Annotated in this window: 20 protein-coding genes; 8 read left to right on the plus strand and 12 right to left on the minus strand. The window is 59.7% G+C overall.

Annotated features, from left to right (window positions below; all coding sequences use genetic code 11):
• Positions 1 to 22: 22 nt before the first annotated feature.
• Positions 23 to 1,642, plus strand: coding sequence for an EAL domain-containing protein (locus ACP7E4_RS26425; protein WP_426118709.1), 1,620 nt, complete (start codon positions 23 to 25; stop codon positions 1,640 to 1,642).
• A 154-nt stretch (positions 1,643 to 1,796) separates the two neighbouring features.
• On the opposite strand, the gene ACP7E4_RS26430 is transcribed toward ACP7E4_RS26425, so the two are convergent.
• Both ACP7E4_RS26430 and algB read right to left on the minus strand, forming a co-directional pair.
• Complete coding sequence (locus ACP7E4_RS26430; protein WP_426118711.1) at positions 1,797 to 3,584, minus strand: KinB sensor domain-containing domain; 1,788 nt, start codon at positions 3,582 to 3,584, stop codon at positions 1,797 to 1,799.
• Between the two features lie 10 nt (positions 3,585 to 3,594).
• Positions 3,595 to 4,941, minus strand: coding sequence for a sigma-54-dependent response regulator transcription factor AlgB (gene algB, locus ACP7E4_RS26435; protein ID WP_426118713.1), 1,347 nt, complete (start codon positions 4,939 to 4,941; stop codon positions 3,595 to 3,597).
• A gap of 243 nt (positions 4,942 to 5,184) precedes the next feature.
• Here algB and ACP7E4_RS26440 point away from each other — a divergent pair, with 243 nt between their 5' ends.
• From ACP7E4_RS26440 to ACP7E4_RS26465, 6 genes are all read left to right on the plus strand, one after another.
• Positions 5,185 to 6,033 carry a BON domain-containing protein gene (locus tag ACP7E4_RS26440; RefSeq protein WP_426118714.1) on the plus strand — a complete coding sequence of 283 codons (849 nt, stop codon included), beginning with the start codon at positions 5,185 to 5,187 and terminating at the stop codon, positions 6,031 to 6,033.
• A gap of 246 nt (positions 6,034 to 6,279) precedes the next feature.
• A complete protein-coding gene (locus ACP7E4_RS26445; protein ID WP_426118715.1) occupies positions 6,280 to 6,561 on the plus strand; it encodes a hypothetical protein in 282 nt (93 codons plus the stop codon).
• Between the two features lie 62 nt (positions 6,562 to 6,623).
• Positions 6,624 to 6,788 carry a DUF1328 domain-containing protein gene (locus ACP7E4_RS26450; RefSeq protein WP_002555679.1) on the plus strand — a complete coding sequence of 55 codons (165 nt, stop codon included), beginning with the start codon at positions 6,624 to 6,626 and terminating at the stop codon, positions 6,786 to 6,788.
• Positions 6,789 to 6,791: 3 nt separating this feature from the next.
• Complete coding sequence (locus ACP7E4_RS26455; protein ID WP_426118717.1) at positions 6,792 to 7,259, plus strand: inhibitor of vertebrate lysozyme family protein; 468 nt, start codon at positions 6,792 to 6,794, stop codon at positions 7,257 to 7,259.
• A 665-nt stretch (positions 7,260 to 7,924) separates the two neighbouring features.
• Positions 7,925 to 9,256: a glutamate/aspartate:proton symporter GltP gene (gene gltP / locus ACP7E4_RS26460; protein WP_426118719.1), complete on the plus strand. Its 1,332-nt coding sequence runs from the start codon at positions 7,925 to 7,927 to the stop codon at positions 9,254 to 9,256.
• A 226-nt stretch (positions 9,257 to 9,482) separates the two neighbouring features.
• The gene (locus ACP7E4_RS26465) at positions 9,483 to 10,724 is read left to right on the plus strand and encodes a nucleoside recognition domain-containing protein (RefSeq protein WP_426118720.1); all 1,242 of its coding nucleotides are present in this window, start codon (positions 9,483 to 9,485) and stop codon (positions 10,722 to 10,724) included.
• Here the strand turns inward: ACP7E4_RS26465 and ACP7E4_RS26470 are convergent.
• The 9 genes from ACP7E4_RS26470 to ACP7E4_RS26510 all read right to left on the minus strand — a co-directional run bounded on the left by ACP7E4_RS26470 (position 10,694) and on the right by ACP7E4_RS26510 (position 21,239).
• Positions 10,694 to 11,365 carry an ABC-type transport auxiliary lipoprotein family protein gene (locus tag ACP7E4_RS26470; RefSeq protein ID WP_426118721.1) on the minus strand — a complete coding sequence of 224 codons (672 nt, stop codon included), beginning with the start codon at positions 11,363 to 11,365 and terminating at the stop codon, positions 10,694 to 10,696. The genes ACP7E4_RS26465 and ACP7E4_RS26470 overlap by 31 nt on opposite strands.
• Positions 11,366 to 11,445: 80 nt before the next feature.
• Positions 11,446 to 12,384: an MlaD family protein gene (locus tag ACP7E4_RS26475; RefSeq protein WP_065832124.1), complete on the minus strand. Its 939-nt coding sequence runs from the start codon at positions 12,382 to 12,384 to the stop codon at positions 11,446 to 11,448.
• Positions 12,385 to 12,386: 2 nt separating this feature from the next.
• Complete coding sequence (locus ACP7E4_RS26480) at positions 12,387 to 13,175, minus strand: ABC transporter ATP-binding protein (protein WP_020293341.1); 789 nt, start codon at positions 13,173 to 13,175, stop codon at positions 12,387 to 12,389.
• A 5-nt stretch (positions 13,176 to 13,180) separates the two neighbouring features.
• Entirely contained in the window at positions 13,181 to 14,368 is a 1,188-nt protein-coding gene (locus tag ACP7E4_RS26485) for an MlaE family ABC transporter permease (RefSeq protein ID WP_426118724.1), read from the minus strand.
• A gap of 11 nt (positions 14,369 to 14,379) precedes the next feature.
• On the minus strand, positions 14,380 to 15,567 hold the full coding sequence (locus tag ACP7E4_RS26490; RefSeq protein WP_426118726.1) for a DUF5924 family protein: 1,188 nt from the start codon (positions 15,565 to 15,567) through the stop codon (positions 14,380 to 14,382).
• A 199-nt stretch (positions 15,568 to 15,766) separates the two neighbouring features.
• Positions 15,767 to 17,149 (minus strand): M16 family metallopeptidase, encoded by a 1,383-nt coding sequence (locus ACP7E4_RS26495; RefSeq protein WP_426118727.1) that lies wholly within the window; start codon positions 17,147 to 17,149, stop codon positions 15,767 to 15,769.
• A 72-nt stretch (positions 17,150 to 17,221) separates the two neighbouring features.
• Positions 17,222 to 18,874, minus strand: a complete 1,653-nt coding sequence (locus ACP7E4_RS26500; protein WP_426118729.1) for a Na/Pi cotransporter family protein — start codon at positions 18,872 to 18,874, stop codon at positions 17,222 to 17,224.
• A 221-nt stretch (positions 18,875 to 19,095) separates the two neighbouring features.
• Positions 19,096 to 19,863 (minus strand): TerC family protein, encoded by a 768-nt coding sequence (locus tag ACP7E4_RS26505; RefSeq protein ID WP_426118730.1) that lies wholly within the window; start codon positions 19,861 to 19,863, stop codon positions 19,096 to 19,098.
• 68 nt (positions 19,864 to 19,931) lie between these two features.
• Positions 19,932 to 21,239, minus strand: coding sequence for a CitMHS family transporter (locus ACP7E4_RS26510; RefSeq protein ID WP_426118733.1), 1,308 nt, complete (start codon positions 21,237 to 21,239; stop codon positions 19,932 to 19,934).
• Positions 21,240 to 21,571: 332 nt separating this feature from the next.
• Here ACP7E4_RS26510 and ACP7E4_RS26515 point away from each other — a divergent pair, with 332 nt between their 5' ends.
• Positions 21,572 to 21,973, plus strand: coding sequence for a GFA family protein (locus ACP7E4_RS26515; protein WP_426118734.1), 402 nt, complete (start codon positions 21,572 to 21,574; stop codon positions 21,971 to 21,973).
• A gap of 190 nt (positions 21,974 to 22,163) precedes the next feature.
• Here ACP7E4_RS26515 and ACP7E4_RS26520 read toward each other — a convergent pair whose 3' ends face one another.
• Positions 22,164 to 23,564, minus strand: a complete 1,401-nt coding sequence (locus tag ACP7E4_RS26520; RefSeq protein ID WP_426118735.1) for an HDOD domain-containing protein — start codon at positions 23,562 to 23,564, stop codon at positions 22,164 to 22,166.
• Positions 23,565 to 23,598: the final 34 nt, after the last annotated feature.

Here is a 23,598-nt window from a genome sequence, read left to right on the forward strand (position 1 = left end):
GTATTCATCCGGATACCCACCGATGCTTGATGCGGCAATACCCTTTCGTTTGAACCTTTACCGCCCTTGGCTGATGGCATTGCTTGCAGCCCTTTTGAGTGCGGTCTTGCTGCTATGCGGAAGTTTTGCCCTGGCGATTCATCAGGCCCGGCAGAATGAAAGCGAACAAATGAAAGCTCAGGGTGAGCGGTTTCTGGTCCGCCTTGAACAGCTGTTCGGCCAGTTGCGTACCGGTCTTGACCAACTTGAAGCACAGCCTTTGCGCCACTGCACACCGCAAATGGTTGATCGTCTGCGCCAGGTTATCTCCAGCTACCGCTTCATCTATGAAGCGGGGTTCGTCGGGGACAAAAGTCTGTGCTCCAGCTGGCCGCTCAACAGCAAGCTTGGCACGCCGCGTGAACCGGACATTCGCGGCCCCACTTACGATTACTGGCTCAATACCTCGGCCCAGCCGGACGATAACCTTGCGGCCCTGATGATGGGCCGCGGCGATTTCAGGGTTACCACATCTCGCGGGCATCTCACTGACGTGGTCGATCTGCCAGCGGGCGGCAGTTTGCTGGTCGTGCTCAACCACGGCAGCAAAGCAGTCACCGTCCTCGGCCCGGAGCAATCCTGGCCGCCCGCGAAAAACTGGTCTTCCGCCACGGATGAAACGCTGCTCACCACGCCTTCGCGCCTGATTTACCGAATGCCGACGCAGAGCCCCGAATACCAGCTGGTGCTGACCACGCCACGCAGCGGGCTGCAGGAAAAAATCGCCGGAGCCTGGTGGCTGCTGGCCCCAGCCAGCCTGTTGGTTTCCCTCTGCATCGGCCTGCTGGTATTGCAACTGGCTCGCCAGCGCCAGTCGTTGGGCGGCGAATTGCAAGGCGCGCTGCGGCGCAGCGAACTGAAGGTATTATTTCAGCCGATCTTCGATCTCAATACCCGCCTCTGTGTCGGTGCCGAAGCCCTGGTGCGCTGGCGCAGGCCCGACGGCACGTTGACCAGTCCGGACTTGTTCATACCGCTGGCGGAAAACACCGGTCAGATCCGGCAGATCACCGACTTTGTCCTGCAACAACTGCTCGAACAACTCGGCCCGCTGCTACGCGCGAACCCGCAGCTGTATATTTCCGTGAACCTGGCGGCGTGCGATGTCATGGCGCCACGAATCGGGCGAGTGACCGCTCGGCTGCTGGCCCAGCACCGGGTCGCCGCGCGGCAGATTGCCTTTGAAGTCACAGAACGCGGGCTGATCGATGTGGTGGTGGCGCGCAATCACCTGCAAGGGCTGCGCGACAAAGGCCATCAGGTGTTGATCGACGATTTCGGCACTGGCTATTGCAGCCTTGCCTATCTGCAAACCCTTCCGGTGGATTGCCTGAAAATCGACAAGGCCTTCATCGACGCCCTCGGCCATGACGCGGCCAGCAGCGGCGTTGCTCCGCACATCATTCGCATGGCTCATGCACTGCAATTGCGGGTAATTGCCGAAGGCATCGAATTTGAATCCCAGGCGCAACTGCTGCAGAGCGAAGGCGTGATTTATGGCCAGGGCTGGCTCTTCGCCCGACCGCTGACCGCCAGCAAGTTTACTGAACTGGTCACAGGAGGACGGCGCAGCGCAGGGCGTAGGGCGGAGGATGTGGCGTAGAAAGCATGTGGGATTGCGTGGGAGCGAGCTTGCTCGCGAAGACGGTGTTGCAGGTTCCGAACAAGTGCCGGTAGTGCGAGCCTCTTCGCGAGCAAGCTCGCTCCCACAGGTGAAATGCGGTCATCCCGGGGACCGGATTTATCCGGGCGTCCGACTAAAGCGGCAACGCCATATAAAACTGCGTACCCTGCCCCGGTCGTGAGTAAACGCCCATGCGGCCGCCGTGCAGTTGCACGATTTCCTTGCACAGCGCCAAGCCAAGTCCGGCGCCGCCTTTCTTGCGGCCGACCTGGACGAAGGGTTCGAAAATGCGCCCCTGCTGGCCGTAGGCAATACCTTCGCCATTGTCCTCGACGCTGATGATCACGCGCTCGCCGTGCCGCCTTGCCTGGAGACGGATCAGGCCTTTCTCCGGGGTGTGGCGGATGGCGTTGTCGAGCAGGTTATCCAGCACCCGCTCCAACTGCGCGCGATCAGCATGCAACTCTGGCAGTTGATCTTCGACTTCCACGGTCAGCACGATGTCTTGCTCCCCGGCCCGCTCTTCAAAGCGCAAGCGCGCCTGTTCGAGCATTTCCTCGACCGAACATGGCTCCAGCGTCAGCTTTTGCAGGCCATTCTGATAACGGGAAAAATTCAGCAGGTCGTTGATCAGTTGCATCAGGCGCTGCATTTCTTCATTGACGGTGTTGAACAGGTCCGCTTCGCGGGAATCCTCGGCAAAATGCACCCGCTCCTGAAGCAGGCCGAACGCCATGTGCATACCGGTCACCGGTGTGCGCAGTTCGTGGGAAGCGCGCAGGACAAACTCGCTGCGCACGCGCTCGAAAGCGCGCTGTTCGGTGACGTCGTGCAGCACCATCACCGCGCCCAGAATGTGGCCCTTGGTATGGCTTACCGGTGTCAGGCTGTACGTCAGCAAGCGGGTTTCGCCGTCGATATCAATGGACAAATCTTCCGGCGCGCGCTCCAGGGTGCCGCCGCGCAGGGTCAGATACAGCTGTTCATCCAGCTCGGGGCGCTGCAATGCTTCGCCAAGACCTTGGCCCAGCCTTTCCTCGTCCCAGCCGAGCTGGCGCTGGGCAACCGGGTTGAGGTGTTCCAGGCGGCCCTGGCGGTCGATCATCAACAAGCCGTCATCGATGCTGTCCAGCACCGCCTGCAAGCGTTGCTGACCGGCGAGCAATTCGTCGACATTGGTCGCCTGATGCTGGCGCAACGCTTCAGCCATGACGCCAAAACGGCGGGTCAGCAGGTTCATTTCCGCGGCTGACGAAATCGGCAGCGTGACCTCGAAATTGCCTTGGCCGATTTTATCGGCGGCCTTGGCCAATGCTTCGATTGGCGCGCCAAAGCGTCGCGCGATGCCGTGGGCAGTGACAAAACCTATGATCAGCACCGCGATGCCCACCAGCCCCAGCAGCCCGGCCACCCATAATGCCCGCTCCCGGGATTGGGTCTCGGCATCGCTGATATTGCTCAACGAGTGGCGATGGGCAGCCAGCAGGTTGTTGCGCAGTGTGTTGAAGCGCTGACTCAGCTCGGTGTTGTCGCGTAGCGCCCGGGGGTTGTTGCGGGTCTGAGCGTAGGCGTCGAGGAATTTCTGAAAATCAGCGCTGGCGTCCTTGAAACCATTGTTCGTTTCGTACTGCTCATCGTGCTGGATGCCCTGCACCAGCAACTCGCGAAACTGATCCTGAGTGGCCTTGAGGGCTGTGGGCTCGGGGCTCTCGTTGAGCATCATGACCAACTGATCGCCGAGGTTCTGCCGCAGTTTCAGCCCGATATCCAGGGTCACGAAGTTCTGCTGAATCAACGATTCCTGCGACTTGGCCATCTGCATGACGCTGACCAGTCCCAGCATCAGCCCCAATAACGCGACCGTTATCAAGGCAGAAATGCTGAGGAACAGTCGAGTACGCAACTTCATCGCCAATTTCATGGTCGGCGATTCATAAGTTGTACTGCTTGCGTTTTCGGTAAAGCGTCGAGGCATCGATGCCCAGCGTCTTGGCCGCTGCGTCCAGAGTTTCGCTGGTCGCCAGCACTGCGCCGATGTGGGCCTTTTCCAGCTCGTCCAGACTCAGCGCTGCGCCAACGCGCGGAGCATTGCTGGTGGGCTGTTCGGCCATGCCCAAGTGACTGATTTCAACACGCTCTTGCGGGCAAATGATGCTGGCGCGCTCGATGACGTTACGCAACTCGCGAATGTTGCCCGGCCAGCGGTAGTTGAGCAGCGCGGCCCGCGCGTCTTCGCTGAAACCGCGAGCCGGCCGCGCGTATTCCTTGACGAAACGCGCCAGGAAGCGATCGGCCAGGGTCAGGATGTCTTCGCTGCGTTCGCGCAGTGGCGGCAAATGCAAAGTGATCACGTTCAGGCGGTACAGCAAGTCCTCACGGAAACGCCCGCTGCGCACCATGTCTTCCAGATTCAGGTTGGTCGCGGCGAGGATGCGCACATCGGCGCGACGCGTGACCGGGTCACCCACCCGCTCATATTCCTTGTCCTGAATGAAACGCAGCAACTTGGGTTGCAAAGTGAGCGGAAAATCGCCGATCTCGTCGAGAAACAGCGTGCCGCCGTCGGCCTGATTGACGCGACCCAACGTGCTCTCGCTAGCCCCGGTAAACGCGCCACGACTGTGACCGAACAGCTCGCTTTCCATGAGTTCCGCCGTCAGCGACGGGCAGTTGATGGTCACGCAGGACTTCCTGGCGCGTTTGCTCCAGCCGTGAATGGCCCGGGCCAGCTCGCCTTTACCTGTGCCGGACTCGCCGAGAATCAGGATGTTGGCGTCGGTATTGGCCACTTGCCGCGCGGTTTCCAGAATTGCCATCATCGCCGGGCTATGGGAGTCCAGACCGTCCTTGGGTTTGCGCACTTCACCTTCCAGCGCTTCGAGCCGCGCCGACAATTGGCGGACTTCCAGCTGCTTGGCGGTGGCCAGGCGCAATTGGTCGGGACTGCATGGCTTGACCAGATAATCGGCGGCCCCCGCCTGAATGGCATCAACCGCGGTATCGACGGCCGAGTGCGCCGTGACGATCACAACCCGCATCCACGGCGCCTGGATACGCATTTGCGCCAGAACATCCAGACCGTTGTCTTCGCCGAGTCGCAAATCCAGAAAGCACAGGTCGAACACCTGACGTTGCAGCAACGTCTCCGCCTGCGCTGCGCTGTTGGCGGTCGCGACGCTGTAGCCCTCATCTTCCAGGCAATAGCGGAACGTGCGAAGGATCGCGGATTCGTCATCCACAAGCAGAATACGGCCCTGATTCTCAGTGGCTGCTTCCATTTTTCCTACGCTCCTAAGTGAATTGTCTTGGGTTAGTCTCAGAATAATCGGGCAAGTTGCATGGTTAATTCTGATTGATTCGGCGTGCTGCATGGTAACTGTCTGCCACCTTAAACAGTAAGACGCTGAATTTGTTGAAAATTCAGTAGGAAAATTCTCTGGCATGCGCCTTGCGGGTTTCTTTAGCTTTTCGCCTCAAGCGATGAAATGAAATTTACGTACCGCAATTGATGGAGATGCGCCATGCACCCGCTGAAAAAGCTCGCTCTGGCCACCGCAACAGTCACTGTGCTGGGGCTCAATCCGCTGCTCGCCAGCGCCGCCCAGCAAGATTTACCCAGCCAATTGGCCGAAGCGCGACAGGAAGGTTCCATCTGGACCGCCTTCGCGCTCAATCGTCACTTGAGCCCGTTCAAGATCGACGTCAACGTCGAGCAGGGCACTGCCATTCTCAAAGGCAAAGTCGAGAATGAGGTGGATCGGGAGCTGGCCGAGCGGATCGCTCTGGACGTCAGTGGTATCGACAAGGTTGATAACCAGCTGGAAATCGACGCCAACGTCGCCGCAGAACCCGGCACCAAGGCCAATCTGGCGCAAAGCTTCGAAGACGCCACGCTGACTGCCACCGTGAAATCCAAGCTGCTTTGGAACAGCGTCACGGAAGCGCTGAACATTGATGTGAACAGCAAAGATGGCGTCGTCACACTGAAAGGTCGTGCCACCAGTCCGGAAGCCAAGGAGCTGGCCGGCAGCCTGGCGAGCAACACCAATGGCGTGACCAGCGTCAACAATCTGATCAGCCTGAGCGCCCAGGACTCGATTGCTGCCAAAGTCCAGCCGCCGTCCAGCAATCCTGTGGAACAGCTCAGCGATGCCTGGATTACCAGCAAGGTGAAATCCAGTCTGATCTACAGCCGCAACCTCGACGGCCTGAATATCAAAGTGGAGACCAAGGAAGGTTTGGTGACCCTGAACGGCATCGTCGCCAACTTCGCCGAGAAAGAATTGGCCGTGGAAACAGCGCGCAATATTCGCGGCGTCAAAGGCGTGAATGCCGATGCATTGAAGGTCATGGCGCGCACGGCGGGATGACCTGCGCGGCGTCCTGGCCGCATGCGGACATCGTGCGTTCGTGCAGAACGCACGATGGCAAAGGGTCAATCGTGCAGGATGCTACTCAGTCGCCGCGAATATCCTTTGTAAACCCTTGATTTATATATGCTTTACAAAGAATCAAAAGCTGGCATGCAGTCTGCAATATACCTCTCAACCCAAGCCGTGAATTTACCGGCTCACAGATCAAGATTGAAGGTCCACCACGGTGGAAGGAGCACTCGGATGAACAGCCAGCGTCTTGCACAATTGCGTATTTCGCCTCTGCACATCCAGCAAGGCTTGTTCGCCACCTTGGCACTCTTGGTCACATTGCTTTCGATTCAACAGTATCAACACTGGAGCAGCGCTCACGAAGCGACCCAGATCAAACAGCAGTTCACTTACAGCCAGTCCTATTCCACGGTCAGCGTGCCGATGGTCAAGGACACTGCCCTGAGCTTGATGCCGGTAGATGGCAACGTGGAAGTCAGTGAAATGCCGCAGAGGCAAACCTGGGTTTTCTAAACCCGCCTTGCAGTGAATGCAGCACACCACATTATTTAAAACAGTAGTTAAGGAGAATCACCATGTTGAGTTGGGCAATCACGTTTCTAATCATCGCCATCGTCGCTGCAGTTCTGGGCTTCGGCGGTATCGCGGGCACCGCTACAGGTATCGCCAAGATCCTGTTCGTCGTGTTCCTGGTCATGTTCGTTGTGTCCTTCTTCTTTGGCCGTCGCGGCCGAGGCTGACACATGCGTGCTTCTCTCCACTCTCTGGCCGCCGCCCTGCTCATGGGCGGTAGCGCCATGGCAATGGCGGCCAATGATGGACAGACTCGGGTCAACGAACTGTTGAGTTCCGCCCCCGAGTATCGGCAGACATGGATGGGCGTCGTGAAGAAGGAAGAGCGCTTGCCCGACTGGGTGATCAATCTTTCTGGTGTTTCTGAGCAACAGATGAATGCCGTTACGGAAGACGGCAAGCCTTATATAGTCGGGCCGCTCTGCGAAACAGCTGACTCATGCCGCAGCAAGCGCTTGATCGTGGCCTACAGCCTCGACAAGACGGATGCCTACGCGATGCTGGTTGATGTGCCTGCGGGTTTACCCGCCGACAAATCGCCGACGCGTCATGCCACTTACCGCTTCCTGGGTAAGCCGGACGAAGGTATGCAGGCGTTGTTGCAGGAGCAGCTGCGCAAGGATCCGAACTGGTACTGATTTATAGACAGAAGAGCGGCCCTCTTGAGGGCTGCTCTTCTGAGAGCTGCGCAGTCCGATGACGACTGGCGCATGACCAGGGGGCCGGGACGCTTTGATTGTTCGGATCGAAGTGACCTAGGAGTACAGGGAGTACTTCCGCAAGGGCCGGGTCAGGAAAAACCGCAGCGCAAGTCCATGACTGGCTCCTCGAATAGCGTCGAGTGTCGTTCCGGGACCTGCGTTGCGCTTTACCATTTCCGGGGTGTTCTGCCCGCGCGTCACATCGCCGCATGTCAGTCAAAATCTGTAGGAAATATCCTCGCTCAATCCCCCGTGTCGCACTGAAAATTCCTCATCCCGTTGTCGGCATATCACGCCACAGACGACGTATTAGCCACTTCCCAGCCGAATAGCGGTATCTATCCGACGCTTTGCGACACTTTCAGGCTAAAACGACATTATGCCGATTCGGTATAGGGTAGTCGTTTTCGGCATTAGACGGTGCGCCTTCCGGTGCCAATAGTTGCGCCTTTTTTCGCCCGCTACAGAGCCAGGATGCTCGTTTGCGGCGACCTTCTCAGGACAGCTCTAAAGGCATCCATGCCCTCGTAGCTGCTGTGGAAAGAGCAACGTCGAGCGCGTCGGTTTTAGAGATGTCCTAGCCACTTGAAAAAGGTAACGACATGAAGAAGGCAAAGCTGAGCCTGGCCTGGCAGATTCTCATCGGTCTGGTTCTCGGGATTGCGCTGGGAGCACTGCTTAATCATTTCAGCGCTGAGAAAGCGTGGTGGATCAGCAATATCCTGCAACCTGCGGGCGACATCTTTATTCGCTTGATCAAGATGATCGTCATCCCGATTGTGGTTTCTTCCCTGGTGGTGGGCATCGCTGGCGTGGGCGACGCCAAGAAGCTGGGTCGCATCGGTCTGAAGACCATCATTTACTTCGAAATCGTCACCACCGTCGCCATTCTGGTCGGGCTGGTGCTGGCCAATCTGTTCCAGCCGGGCTCCGGCATCGACATGAGCACGCTGGGCACTGTGGATATCTCGCAGTATCAGAAGACCACCGCCGAGGTTCAGCACGATCACGCGTTCATCGCGACGATCCTCAACCTGATCCCGTCGAATATCTTCGCGGCCATCGCCCGTGGCGACATGCTGCCGATCATCTTCTTCTCGGTGTTGTTCGGATTGGGCTTGTCCAGCCTGCAAGCCGAAGTGCGTGATCCGCTGGTTCGGGTTTTCCAGGGCGTTTCGGAAACCATGTTCAAGGTCACCCACATGATCATGAACTACGCGCCGATTGGCGTATTTGCCCTGATTGCCGTGACCGTGGCGAACTTCGGTTTTGCTTCGCTGCTGCCGCTGGCCAAGCTGGTGATCCTGGTTTACGTGGCCATCGCCTTCTTCGCCTTCGTGGTGCTGGGGCTGATTGCGAGAATGTTCGGCTTCTCGGTCCTGAAGCTGATGCGTATCTTCAAGGACGAACTGGTTCTGGCTTACTCCACCGCCAGCTCGGAAACCGTGTTGCCGCGCGTCATCGAGAAGATGGAAGCCTACGGCGCGCCAAAGGCAATCTGCAGCTTTGTGGTCCCGACCGGTTACTCGTTCAACCTCGACGGCTCGACGCTGTATCAAAGCATCGCGGCGATTTTCATCGCTCAGCTGTATGGCATTGATCTGTCGATCGGCGCGCAATTGATGCTGGTCCTGACTTTGATGGTCACCTCCAAGGGCATCGCCGGGGTTCCGGGCGTTTCGTTCGTGGTTTTGCTGGCGACACTAGGCAGCGCGGGCATTCCGCTGGAAGGTCTGGCGTTCATTGCTGGCGTGGACCGCATCATGGACATGGCGCGCACCGCGTTGAACGTGATCGGCAATGCCCTGGCCGTATTGGTCATCTCCCGCTGGGAAGGCATGTACGACGACGCCAAAGGCCAACGCTACTGGAACTCCCTGCCACACTGGCGCAGCAAGGAGCCGTTGCCAGCGGGTGAGACGGTGTCTGACTGAGACTGAGAGCCGCAGAATCTCCCACAATTTCGAAATCGGCGCGATTTTGTGGGACCGGATTTATCCGGGAAGCGGCCGGGACAGGCTCCGAATGTTGCGCTGGCTGAACCGATGTCTTCCCGGATAAATCCGGTCCCACGGTAATACAAAAGCCCCGCGCCTGGCGTGGGGCTTTGTTGTTTATCCCCCCACCGCTATCATCGCCGCATCTCGGGGGGACTTACTGATGCTCAATGGCCTATGGCTTGGTTTTTTTGTCGTGGCGGCCGTGTCTGCATTGGCGCAGTGGCTGATTGGCGGTAACGCGGGGATTTTCGCGGCGATGGTGGAAAGCATTTTCGCCATGGCCAAGCTCTCCGTCGAAGTGATGGTCCTGCTGTTCGGCACCCTCACCCTCTGGCTGGGCTTTTTGCGGATTGCCGAAAAAGCCGGGATCGTTGAATGGTTGGCCAAAGCGCTTGGTCCGCTGTTCCTGCGCCTGATGCCGGAAGTCCCGGCCGGGCACCCTGCCATCGGCCTGATTACCCTCAACTTCGCCGCCAACGCGCTGGGTCTGGACAACGCCGCCACGCCCATCGGCCTGAAGGCCATGCGCTCGCTGCAAGAACTCAACCCCAGCCAGACCATCGCCAGCAACGCACAAATCCTGTTTCTGGTACTCAACGCCTCGTCACTCACGTTGCTGCCGGTCACGATCTTCATGTATCGCGCCCAGCAAGGCGCTGTGGACCCGACCCTGGTATTCCTGCCGATTCTGCTGGCGACCAGCGCTTCAACCCTGGTTGGCCTGCTGTCGGTGGCGTTCATGCAACGCCTGCGCTTGTGGGACCCGGTGGTGTTGGCGTATCTGATCCCCGGCGCGCTGATTCTCGGCGGTTTCATGGCCTTGCTGGCGACCATGTCGGCGGCGGCGTTGGCGGGTTTGTCGTCGATCCTTGGCAACCTGACGCTGTTCGGCCTGATCATGCTGTTCCTGATCATCGGCGCGTTACGCAAGGTCAAGGTCTACGAAGCGTTTGTCGAAGGTGCAAAGGAAGGTTTTGACGTCGCCAAGAGTTTGCTGCCGTATCTGGTGGCGATGCTGTGTGCGGTGGGTGTGCTGCGCGCTTCCGGGGCTTTGGACTTCGGCCTGGAAGGCATTCGCCATGTGGTTACCTGGTTCGGCCTGGACACGCGCTTCGTCGAAGCGCTGCCGACCGCGCTGGTCAAGCCGTTCTCCGGCAGCGCGGCCCGGGCAATGCTCATCGAAACCATGCAGACCCAAGGCGTGGACAGCTTCCCGGCGCTGGTGGCCGCGACCATTCAAGGCAGCACCGAAACCACCTTCTACGTGCTGGCGGTGTATTTCGGCGCGGTCGGCATCCAGCGGGCGCGCCACGCCGTGGGTTGCGCGCTGCTGGCGGAACTGGCCGGCGTGATTGCGGCGATTTTCGTCTGCTACTGGTTCTTCGGCGCGACCGCTGCGTAATGACGCTGGCCCTGCTCGACCGTCCACTGCAAGACCTGCGCGGCCAACACATCAGCCGCCTTGCCAAAGCCCGCCACCACGGCGGGTAGCTGCTTGTCGTTGAGCGGCTGGCGCACCTCGAAGCGGCGCGTGGCGACAATGCGTTGGTTGTCGCTGACCAGCCGCGCATCCAGACGGATCACCACGTCGACGGCCTCGCCGTGGTATTCGCTCTGGAACGCCTGCAACTCCCCACCGACTTCAAAGTCGGCCTGCAAGTTACTGTCATCGGTGCTGAGCAGCGGCACGCGGCCGTCACGAGCGAACGCGTCCAGCAGGCGATTGCGCCACAGTACCGGTGCCGGATCACTCCAGCGCGCGCCTTTGTAACTGCTGATCAAATCGCCCTGCGGCACCACGGCGATGCGCGGGCTGTCCAGGGTTTCACTGGCCTTGGGCCGCGCCAGGCGCAATGACCAATTCATCGGCTGGGCGCTGGTGGGTTTGCCCGCCGTCGAATTGATCGGCAAACGGTAAACGTCAGCTGGCTCGGATTTAGGCAGGATCGAACAGGCGCTGGTCAGCAGGAAGGTGCCGAGCAGGACGCCAGTTGAAATGTAACGGCTGTGGGAGCGAGCTTGCTCGCGAAGGGGGCGCAGCATCCAGCGTATTTTTTGAACCTGACCTAATGCCTTCGCAAGCAAGCTTGCTCCCACAGGTTCAGCGTCAGTCTTGGACAACCTCATGGCTCAAACTCCTTGTTCTTGTCGCTGCCCAGCAGGTAACCGCTGGGATTGGCTTCCAGGCGACGGGAAATCGCGCGCAGTGAGCTCATGGTGTCGCGCAGTTCACGTACTGCCGGACCGAGTTCGCCCAAACCCTGCATGCCGCTGTCCAGCGATTGCTGGTTGCCGTTGAGCAGGCGATTGATGGTCGCGCTGCTTTGTTGCAGCGACTTCATCGCCTGTTCAGCGCTGTTGAAGATCTGTTTGCCGTCACTGTTGAGCATGCCGTTGGCGTTGCGCATCAGCGCTGCCGTTTGTTCCATGGTCGCACTGGCCTGTTTACCGACCTGAGCGAGCTGCTTGAGGGTCTGGCGAATATCGTCGCGCTGATCGGCAATCGCGCCCGTGGTTTGCTCAAGATGGTCCAGCGTGCGACTCAGGCTCTTCACGTTATCCGCCGAGAACATCAGATTGGCGTTCTGCAGCAGCTGATTGACGCTGCTCATGAGGTCGCTGCTGTCGTTGAGCAACCGCGAAATCGGCGATGGCGAGGCTATGATGATCGGCAGTTTGCCGTCATGCCCGACCAGTTCCGGACTCTGCGGCGTGCCGCCACTGAGCTGGATGATCGAAGTGCCGGTAATGCCGGTCAGCGCGAGCTTGGCTTGAGTATCCTGCTTGATGGGCGTCTCGCCAGTGACGCGGATTTGCGCCAGCACCCGGCGCGGGTCTTTCGGGTCCAGGCGCAGGGTGATCACGTCACCGATCTTGATCCCGCTGTATTGCACCGCGCTGCCCTGGGACAAACCGGTGACGGCTTCGTTGAACACCACTTCGTAATCCTTGAACGCGCTGTCGACGCTGGACTTGGCCAGCCACAGCCCGAACAGCAGCGCGGCAGCCACCACCAGCACGGTGAACAGGCCAATCAATACATGATGGGCACGGGTTTCCATCGTCAGACCTCTTTAGGCAAGGAAGCGGAGTATGCCGCGCGGCCGCGCGGGCCATGGAAGTATTCGTGGATCCAGGCGTCGTTGGTGGCCGAGACCTTGTCGATCTGATCCGCCACCAGCACGCGCTTCTGCGACAAAACGGCGACCCGGTCGGTGATCGTGTACAGCGTGTCCAGATCATGGGTGACCAGAAACACGCTCAGGCCCAAAGCGTCGCGCAGGGTCAGAATCAGTTGGTCGAACGCCGCCGCGCCAATCGGATCAAGACCCGCCGTCGGTTCGTCGAGAAACAGAATATCCGGGTCCAGTGCCAAGGCGCGGGCCAGTGCGGCGCGCTTGATCATGCCGCCGGACAGCGACGCCGGGTATTTGTGCGCCGAGGACAACGGCAACCCGGCCAACGCCAGCTTCACCCCCGCCAGATGCTCGGCCTCGTCGCGATTGAGGCCCGCATGTTCGATCAGCGGCAACGCGACGTTTTCCGTGAGGGTCAGCGAAGAGAACAAAGCGCCCTTCTGAAACAGCACGCCAAAGCGTCGCTCCACCAACGAGCGCTCCTGATCCGACGCGCCTTGCAGGTCCTGGCCAAACACCCGAACACTGCCCGCATCGGGACGGCGCAGGCCAACAATGCTGCGCAGCAGTACCGACTTGCCGCTGCCCGAACCGCCCACCACCGCGAGGATTTCCCCGCGATAGAGGTCCAGATCGAGGTTCTCGTGCACGCTCTGGCTGCCAAAGCGATTGCACAGGCCGCGCACTTCAATCACCGGGTCACGCGTTTTCGGCATCGTCCTCACCAGCCCATCTCCATGAAAAACAACGCAGCCATGGCATCGAGCACAATCACCACGAAAATCGACTGCACGACGCTTGAAGTGGTGTGCGCGCCCACGGATTCGGCGCTGCCGCTGACTTTGAAGCCTTCAAGGCAACCGATGGCAGCGATCAGGAAAGCGAAGATCGGCGCTTTGACCATGCCCACCACAAAGTGCTGCACACCGATATCAGCTTGCAGCAGTGACAGGAACATCGCCGGGGAAATATCCAGGGAAATCGCGCACACCACCCCGCCGCCGATGATCCCGGAGAGCATCGCCACAAAGGTCAGAATCGGCAGCGAAACCAGCAACGCCAGTACGCGCGGCACCACCAGCAGCTCCACCGGGCTCAGGCCCAGCGTGCGGATCGCGTCGATTTCTTCGTTGGCCTGCATCGAGCCGATTTGCGCAGTAAAGGCGCTGGCGGTGCGCCCGGCCAGCAGAATGGCCGTCAGCAACACGCCAAATTCGCGCAGGAACGAAAACGCCACAAGGTCCACCGTGAACACCGTCGCGCCGAAGATCTTGAGCACCGTAGCGCCCAGAAAAGCCACCACCGCGCCCACCAGAAACGTCAGCAACGCCACGATGGGCGCGGCGTCGAGGCCGGTCTGTTCGATATGAACGAACACCGACGTCATGCGCCAGCGGCGCGGACGCAACGCATTGAAGACGATGGTTTCCAGGATCAGCCCGATGAAACCCAGCAATTGCAGGGTGTCGGTCCACACCTTGTCGACTGCGCAGCCAATTCGCGACAACAACTGCATGCCGACGGCGATTTCCGGATCCTTGACTGGCGCGCAGTAGTCGCACAGTGCGGACTGGATGGTTTGCAGCAAGGCGCGGCTGGACAGCGGCAGATCCGGGGCCTGTACCGACAGTTTGGCCAGGCGCTCGGTACCCAGCAATTCCACCAGCAACGAGGCGCCTGCGGTATCCAGGGCGTGCAGGCGCGTCATGTCCACCGGGACGCTGGCGTCGTAATTGCCGCCCAGCGTGTCGGTCTGCTGTTTCAGCGTTCGGTAGTGCGCCAGCGTCCAGTCACCGGCAATCCGCAACTGGGCCGGGCTGGTTGTCGTGTCCAGCAGCGCCGTGCCCGCCAGCGCCGTGGCACTGGCGGGGCTGACTGCGGTGGGTGTGGCCAGCGTACGCGTGGTCATGGTCGGGCCTGTCAGTTATCTGGAACCGCCGGCTGATCTGGAGCTGCCGGCGCACTCGGCGCATCGGTGGCGGGTTTCGCCTCCTCGGTTTTGGGCGCTGGCGGCTCTTCATCCGCCGCACCGCCATCACCACCCGGTTTCAAACGGGTGATTTTCCCGACAGGGCGAATGACCGCTGGCTGATCGGTGCCGGTGACCTCAAAGCGCAATACGCCAATCATCTGCCCGTCCTCGGTCAACACCCGAACCTGCCATTTGCCGACTGCATCGGCTGGGAAATTCTGCTTGTGCGTCCACGCACGATAACCTTCTTTACGCCCGCCACGAATATCCAGGGCGATGCGATCCACTTCTTTGCCGTTATGGCGCCAGACGTGATAAATCCGCTCGTCCAGACCACGAGGCGCGTTGATGGCCGTGTAAGCATAGAGACCGCCATTACGGACCTGGCTGGCGCTGACCTGCCTGATGCTATCGCCGGGCGCGCGGTTTTTGTTATCAAAATCCGTGCTGACCGCGACTTCGGTCAACCAGAGCGTTGCCGGCGGTACCCACGAGCGCAGCAACCAGCCCGCGCCGCCCATCAGCAAAACCGCCAGAACCAGCGCCACGCCCCGCCGCCAGGTGGTCATCGGCAGGGCAGAGATCAAACTGGGAAACGACAGGACGATGGCGATAATTAGCGCCAATTTGTAACTCTGAGCCGTGGTCAGGTGCACGATGATCGGCAAGGCGGTCAACAATGCCGCAAACAACGTCAGCGTGTGGAAGGCCATGAACAGCCAGCGGCGCGTCGCCAGCCATTTGTAGTAGAGCGGATCGATGATCGAGACCAGTCCCGCCGCGCCGAGGACAGCGGTGAAAATCGACTGGCCGCTGTTCCAGGTCGTGGTGACGAAGAAAAACGGCAGCACGAAGAACAGGCTTTCCTGGTGGATCATCTGCGTGCCGTAGCGCAGCAGGCCGGTGGGGATTTCGCGCTTGAACACCTTGGCGAATAGCACCACGGCGCTGCTTTCGATCATCAGCCACACCCAGCTGATCAGCATGATCACCGCGATCCAGGTCGCCAGGCCTTCCTGACGATCCACCAGAATGAAGCTGCCAATCCCCGAAATGAAACCACCCGCCGCGATAAGGCCAGGATAGCGCTTCATCAGATTGGTGATACGCGTGATGTAGGAACTCCATTCAGGCATTTGAGCGATCTGCTTTGGTGTCACGGAAAAAAGCGGCTGAAGGATAACAGCGCTGCCGGGGAAATCGTTGTTTGGGTGTGCTGTGATCACTGTGGGAGCGAGCTTGCTCGCGAAGAGGCAGGAACATCCGAAAAATATTCGGGGGATTCACTATCGTTTTCGCGAGCAAGCTCGCTCCCACCTACATAACTCCTACGGTCTATCGGCGGGTGTGGGTTCGGCGATAGGCCAACCACACAATCAATACCAGAATCCCGACCAGCGCCGCCCCCAGCCAATACAAACCGGTGTACGTCAGCAACGGCTGCTCGATTCGCCAGTAACCCGGCTGGTCCAGCAATACGCGCATCGCTCTATTGGCGTTGTCCAGGCTGACGGACTTGAGGCGCTTGGACGGGTCGGCGAAGCGGCCTTTCTCGTAGTCGTTCAGCGCGCCCCAGTAATAGTCAGCCAGCGCGCTGTTGCCCTGCACCGCCCAGGCCTGCTTGGCGATGGCGGTCTGTTGCAGGCGGGCGAAGGTCGCCGGGTCGAAGCCATCTTTTTGCAGACGCGTGAGCGCTGCGCGGATAACGTCCTGGGCCTCATCGATGTCGTCACGTTCGACATCGGCGTTCAGACTCATAAAGCCGCTGTCACCAAATACCTCGCGCTCAATCGACGGGCCGTAAGACAAACCGTGCTTGAGGCGCAAATCGCTGTACAGCGTCCAGTCCAGATACGCCTTGACCAGCTCCATGGTTTCATCGGGCTGATCGTCCAGCTGCGGCTCCGGCAGGATCAAGTGCAACCGCGCACCTTCACCAATACCGCCGCGAATCAGTGTGCGCTCGGCCTGGGCCGTGTTGCGCGCCTGGTCCAGCGGCGGATGATCGATGGGGTCAACAGCATCGAGTTCGCCATAAGTGCGCTCCAGATAGCTGGGCAGCAATCGATCCAGATCGCCGACCACGATCAGCGTCATGTTATTGGGCGCATACCAGCTTTTGTAGACGTCCTCGATCTGCTCCAGCGTCAGATGGTCCACTTCCGGACGCTCGGCACACTTCAAACCCAGCTCGACGGCCAGCTGACTGCTGGCGCTGTGGCCCAGATCCTTGCGATCCAGCCAGCGTTGCAGGTGTGAATAATGACCGCCGTCTTCACGCTCGACGATGCGCTTAACGGTGTCCAGCGCAGGTTGATCCAGATGGGTTTTGGTCAGCACAGCCAGCAATAGGTCGAGCACCTTGCGCTGATTCTGCGCCGGAGCCTCGATGACGAACGTCGTGTCGGTGTTGCTGGTGAACGCGTTCCAGTCGCCGCCGAGCGCCTGCATGCGTTCTTCCAGGCCGCCTTCGCCGCTGTCATCAATGCCGCTGAACAGCAAATGCTCGAGCAAATGCGGCAGTTCCTTGTCTGCGCAGCTGAAATCATCAAAACCGATGCCGACTACCAGGCGAATCGCCACATGGCCCTTTTCGTAGCCGGGCTTGAGCAGCAATTGCAAACCGTTGGGCAGCAGATAACCCTCGACCTGAAAGCGGTCGAGCGCATGTGACACCGATGAAAGCAGAAACAGACAAGCGAACAGCAGGCAACGCATAAAACGTGCTTCCTTGCGGGCCAGTATGTTTAACAGACTTCGATGCGCCCGGTACGTTCACCCCAAGTCGGTTTACGCCGACGGGTCCGGCTGGCTTTCACTGGACAACGCGCCGGTATCGGCCGTTTCCAGCACCGCGTAGGCGCTGCTGCAGAACAGCGAATTCAGGCGCTTCATGTCGGCAATCAGCTCCAGGTGCAGCGAGCTGGTTTCGAGGCTCTGCACCACTTTACGTTGCAGACGACTGACGTGAGCGTGGGCCAGGCGCCGCTCCTGCGCACGGAAGCGACGCTTTTCGCGCAGCAACTGACGTGCGCTTTCCGGATCGCCGCTGAGAAACACCGATAAGCCCAGGCGCAGATTCGACAACAGCTGTGTCTGCAGCCCGGCCAGTTCTTCGAGGCCGACTTCGGAAAAGGAACGTCGCTGCGAGGTTTTTTGCTGCTGGATCTTGCGCAACATGCGCTCGATCAGCCCGGCCGCCAGCTCCAGATTGATCGTCAGCTCGATGATTTCCGCCCAGCGTCGGTTGTCCTGCTCACTGAGATCTTCCCGAGGCATCTGCGCCAGATACAGTTTGATCGCGCTGTACAGCGCCTCGACGTCATCATTGAGGCGGCGTATTTCCTGGGTGACCGCTGTTTGCGTGCCGCGCAGCACTTCGAGCATCGAGCTGAGCATGCCTTCTATCAGGTCGCCCATGCGCAGGGTTTCGCGCACCGCGTTGGCCAACGCCAGACTGGGTGTCGACAGCGCCGTCAGGTCCAGATGGCGCGGCTTGGCCAGGCCGTTGACTTCAGGCCGCTCCGGCAGAATCGCCGAGCATAGCCGCGCCATCGGACCGACCGTGGGCAGCATCAGCAGGCAGCGCGCGGTGTTGTAGGTCAGGTGGAAGCCGATGACCATGTCTTGCGGGCTGAAACCCAGGGTGTCCATCCAGCGCACCAGCGGATCGAGCACCGGAATGATCAGCAGCAAGCCGAATAATTTGTACAGCAGGCTGCCCAGCGCAACTTGCCGCCCGGCCACGTTCTGCATGCTGGTGCTGAGGAACGCCAGCAGGCCGCTGCCAATGTTGGCGCCGATCACCAGACCGATGGCTACCGGCAGGCTGATGATTTCAGCGCCAGCCAGGGTCGCTGTCAGCAGCACGGCGGCCAGGCTGGAATAAGAAATCAGCGCGAACATCGCACCGACAAGCGCATCGAGCAGCAAATCCCCGGTTAACGAGGCGAACAGCACCTTGACCCCGGCGTTCTGGGTAATCGGCGCGGCAGCGGTGACGATCAATTGCAGCGCCAGCACGATCAGCCCCAGGCCGATACCGACACGCCCGAGCTGGCCGACGCGCGTCTGCTTGCGCGACAGGAAGAAAATCACCCCGAGGAAGATCAGCAGCGGCGACAGCCATGACAGGTCGAACGTGAGGATTCGCGACATCAGCGCGGTGCCGACGTCGGCGCCGAGCATGATCGCCAGGGCCGGAGTCAGCGCCATCAGGCCCTGACCGACGAACGAGGTGACCAGCATGGCCGTGGCGTTGCTGCTTTGCACCAGCGCAGTGACCAGAATGCCAGCAATGAATGCCAGCGGCCGCTTGGCCATGTTCTGGCTAATGACTTGGCGCAGTTGCGAGCCGTACACCCGAAGGATGCCGGTCCGCACGATGTGTGTGCCCCAGATCAACAGGGCGACCGCTGACAGCAAATCGAGCAGGGTCAGCATACAAAAAGCCCCCTGAGGTTTGCCCAACCGGGCAAAAGAGTGAAGGTGCAGCGTGTAGCGAGCGAAGCGTTTATGGGCAGCGCTTGACTAGGGCCAATGGCCTGCAAGCATCGCATAGGCTTCGGATCGATTGAAACAAATCTGTCATAAATCAGTGTTCTAGCCTTCGCACAATGAAAAACGGGGCTCGCATGGAGCCCCGCTTCCTAGAGTGTAACGGCTTATTGGCCGGGCACATCCTTACGCAGTTTCACCGGGTCGCTCTGGGCCCGTTTTTTGGCCGTGGCCATGCGCATCTTGATATTGATGGCTTCCACCGCCAGCGAGAACGCCATGGCGAAGTACACATAGCCTTTTGGCACATGCACACCGAACGAATCGGCGATCAGCACCGTACCGACGACAATCAGGAACGACAGGGCAAGCATCTTCAACGATGGATGTTTGTCGATGAAGCTGCTGATGGCGCCCGCGCAAACCATCATCACCAGCACGGCAACGACAATGGCGGCAATCATGACCGGCACGTGGGAAACCATGCCGACTGCGGTAATCACCGAATCCAGCGAGAACACGATGTCGATGATCGCGATCTGGATGATGGTGTAGATGAACTGGCCACCCTTGCCTTTGGGCTCGTCGATGGTTTCTTCTTCGCCTTCCAGGCCGTGGTAGATCTCTTGCGAGCTTTTCCAGAGCAGGAACAGGCCACCGAAGAACAGGATCAGGTCGCGGCCGGAGAAGCCCTTGTCCATGATCGAGAACAGTTCGTCCGTAAGGCGCATGACCCAGGTGATCGACAGCAGCAACAGAATTCGCGTGACCATGGCCAGCGCCAGGCCGAAGATCCGGGTGCGCGGCTGCATATGCTTGGGCATGCGGCTGACCAGGATCGAAATCATGATGATGTTGTCGATGCCCAGGACGATTTCCAGGGCAGTCAGGGTAAAGAAAGCAATCCAGATTTCAGGATTGGTCAGCCATTCCATAGGTATTCCTTTGAGCGGTTAAACTCTCATGGCCTGCAATGGCAGGCCTTGAGGTAAGTGATCCGACTTTACAGACTGCTGTACAGAGGGAAAATCCCCATCAGCAAGGCGGCAAACATTATGCACAGGCAAACCAGAACTGCCCACTTCAAGGTGAAGCGCTGGTGATCCCCGAACTCGATACCGGCCAATGCCACCAGCAGGTAAGTCGACGGAACCAGCGGGCTGAGCAAGTGAACCGGCTGACCGACGATCGAGGCGCGGGCCATTTCCACCGGGCTGATGCCGTAGTGAGCAGCGGCTTCGGTCAACACTGGCAACACGCCATAGTAGAAGGCGTCATTGGACATGAAGAACGTGAACGGCATGCTGACCAGCGCAGTAATCACTGCAAGATAAGGGCCGAGCGCCTCCGGAATCACTGCCAGCAGGCTCTTGGACATGGCGTCGACCATGCCGGTGCCGGACAGGATACCGGTGAAAATACCGGCCGCGAAGATCAGTCCGACCACTGCCAGCACGCTGCCTGCGTGGGCGGCGATGCGATCCTTCTGATCCTGCAGGTTCGGGTAGTTGACGATCATCGCGACACTGAAGGCGATCATGAACAACACCGGCAACGGCAGCAGACCCATGATCAGCGCGACCATTAGCGCCAGGGTGAGCAGACCGTTGAACCAGATCAGTTTCGGACGACGTGCGCCAGGGAACTGGGAAACACTGATTTCGCTGTGATCGACTTCGTCATCCACCAGATGCAGTTCGCCCAGACGAGCACGCTCGCGTTTGCCGTAGAAGTAGGCAATCACCAGAATCGCAATCACCCCGGCGGCCATGGCCGGGATCATCGGGACGAAAATGTCGGAAGGGTCCACGTGCAGGGCGCTGGCGGCGCGTGCAGTCGGGCCACCCCAAGGCGTCATGTTCATCACGCCGCCGGCCAGGATGATCAGGCCCGCCATGATTCGCGGGCTCATGCCGATGCGGCTGTACAGCGGCAGCATGGCCGCGACGCAGATCATGTAAGTGGTTGCGCCGTCACCGTCCAGGGAAACCACCAGCGCAAGCACGGCGGTGCCCACGGAGACTTTCACCGGGTCGCCTTTGACCAGCTGCAGGATCTTGCGCACCGCCGGGTCAAACAGGCCCGAGTCGATCATCAGCGCGAAATAGAGGATGGCGAACATCAACATCACGCCGGTTGGCGCAAGTTTGGTAATGCCGGTCAGCATCATCGGGCCGATGTCGGACGCGAAGCCGCCGAACAGGGCAAACACGATCGGTACCAGAATCAGGGCAATCAACGCCGACAGGCGTTTGCTCATGATCAGGTACATGAAGGCGACAACCATGGCAAAGCCGAGGAAGGTCAACATAGGGAATTACTCCAGGCGTAACGCGACTTGGGAAAAGGCGAAGGCGACGAATCAGCTCAACAGGAGCGGCGCGTGGAGTCGGAACGGAGTCAGGGCGTGCAGGAGGGTAGTGCAGGGCATCAGGTTCACCATTGTTGTTGTTGACTGGGCCGTTGAGTGCGAGAAAAACACTCGTTTGGCTGACCGGTCTGTTGCCGGCGGTGAGAGGATCCTAATGGGCCAAGCTTTCATCCAGCTTTCGCCGCCCGAACCACTGATCATTTGGCGCTAAGACAATTACCGGCAGCGGCTGTCACAGACTGTGTCGGTGCTGACAGCAAAGAGGAGGGGATATGAGCCAGATACATTCCGGCAGTTGCCATTGCGGCAGCCTGCGTTATGAGTTCGATGCGCCCTTGCAGGACATCGCCCATTGCCATTGTTCGATCTGCCGACGGACCTCGGGCGGCATTGTCATGACCTGGATAACGGTGCCGTTGTCGTCATTCAAATGGACGGAAGGTAGCCCGGTCAGCTACGACTCCGGACCGACGTGCGTGCGGTACTTCTGTGGCAACTGTGGCGCGCAGCTGGCGTTGTTTTCCCGCAACAGCCCCGAAGAGATGGACGTGACCATCGCTACCCTCGATCACCCGGAACAAGCACCCGCCGACCGCCACATCTGGACCGACAACCGCTTGCCGTGGCTGCATCTGGACGAGCATTTGCCGGGCGAGCCGGGGGAGACGCTGTAAGGGCGACTTCATCCCTTCGGGCGCCCGCCCGTTTAACCCGCTCATCAAACACCGCATAAGCATCTGCCCGACGAGGAAACCGTGGGACCGGATTTATCCGGGAAAAGGCCGGTTCATTCACTGCATTTCGGCGTCAGAAATACCGCATTCCCGGATAAATCCGGTCCCACAAAAGCGTCAAACGCCGGTTTTACTGCGGCGCAAACTGCGAAGCCAGTTCACGCAGCAACACTTCGGCTTCCAGGACTTTGCGCACCGAGTCTTCGGCTTTTTCGCGGCTCAGGCCCAGGCGGCCGAACAGCTCTTCGGGGATATCTTCTTTGGGGCCGGAACCGATGCCGTTCTGGCGCAGCAGACGCACGGACAGATACACCAGATTGGCGTACTCACAGTGAACGCCGTCATACGTGGGGTCGTGCTGAAAGCGCAGCGCAGTGGCCAGTTCGTCCGGCATGTCCCAGTAACGCATCAGCCAGGAGCCGATCTGTTCGCGGCTGATGCCCAGCAAATGCTGCTCGACATAGCTGTGATGCAGGTGCGGATTGACTTCAAGCTGGCGGCAGATCAGCGAGAAATGCGGCGGGAATACGTGGGCCAGCAGCAGATAACCGAAATTGTGCAGCAGACCGCCCAGGTAAGTCAGGCCGGCTTCGGGCCGCTGGGCGCGAGGCATCGCGCGGGTCAGGCCCTCGATGACCGCAGCGGTGTAGATCGACTGCTGCCAGTAAGGCGTGGTCTGTTGCGGATGATCCTTGGGCAAGCTGAGGGTTTTGCCCAGCGCCAGGCCCAGCGCCAGATTGATCACCAGATCGAAACCCAGGACTCGCACAATCGCGTCTTCCACCGAGCGAATCTTGCCGGTCGACGCGTAATACGGCGACGCCGCCCAACTCACCACCTGAGCCGCCAGCGCCGGATCGGTTTCGACCACGCCGGTAATGTCATCGATAGTGGCATCAGGATCGACGCGCAGTTTGATGATGCGCTGCGCCGTTTCGGCCAGAGGCGGGATTTCCAGGGTCGCTTCCAGGCGCTGCTGGATACGCCGCGCCGTGAAGGCCTGCATGGCCTGGGTGATTTCTTCGCGGTCGTCGTCAGGACGATCCAGGTTGGGGTGAATCGCGCTCAACAGCTCGCCAAAATGCGCGGCGCTGGCTTTGTTGAGCATGGTCTTGAAGTCTTCACTGCTGATTTCCAACAGAATGCCCGGCTCGCCGGAACCGACCAGCACGGTCGACTCTTGCAGCAGGCGTTCTTCATACAGGCACGGTGAGCTGGTCAGCGCCGGGATGCCCGGCAGCGTGTGCAGGCTGTGTTTGGCCAGCATGCGCAGCAAGCGATCATGAGGGACCGCCGTCAGCTTGCGTCCGGTCAGCTCGGTAATTCGGTTCAGATCCAGCAACTGATTTTGCGGAAACAGAATCAGAAGCGCACCGACAGCGTCCTCGACCAACACCGCCTGCACTTTGCGCGCGGCAGGCAGGCGGGTGTCGTCAAGAACTTCGCTGTAGCTGATCGCTAATTTGCCAAGCAATTGACGAATAACGGTCGGCGCATGGGGAGCGTCATCAACGTGGGCGACTTCTGTCATGGTCTGTATCCAAGTTCCTACAATGGCTGAAGTA

It is taken from the genome of Pseudomonas sp. DSP3-2-3 (genome assembly GCF_049898225.1).
Classification (GTDB): Bacteria; Pseudomonadota; Gammaproteobacteria; order Pseudomonadales; family Pseudomonadaceae; genus Aquipseudomonas.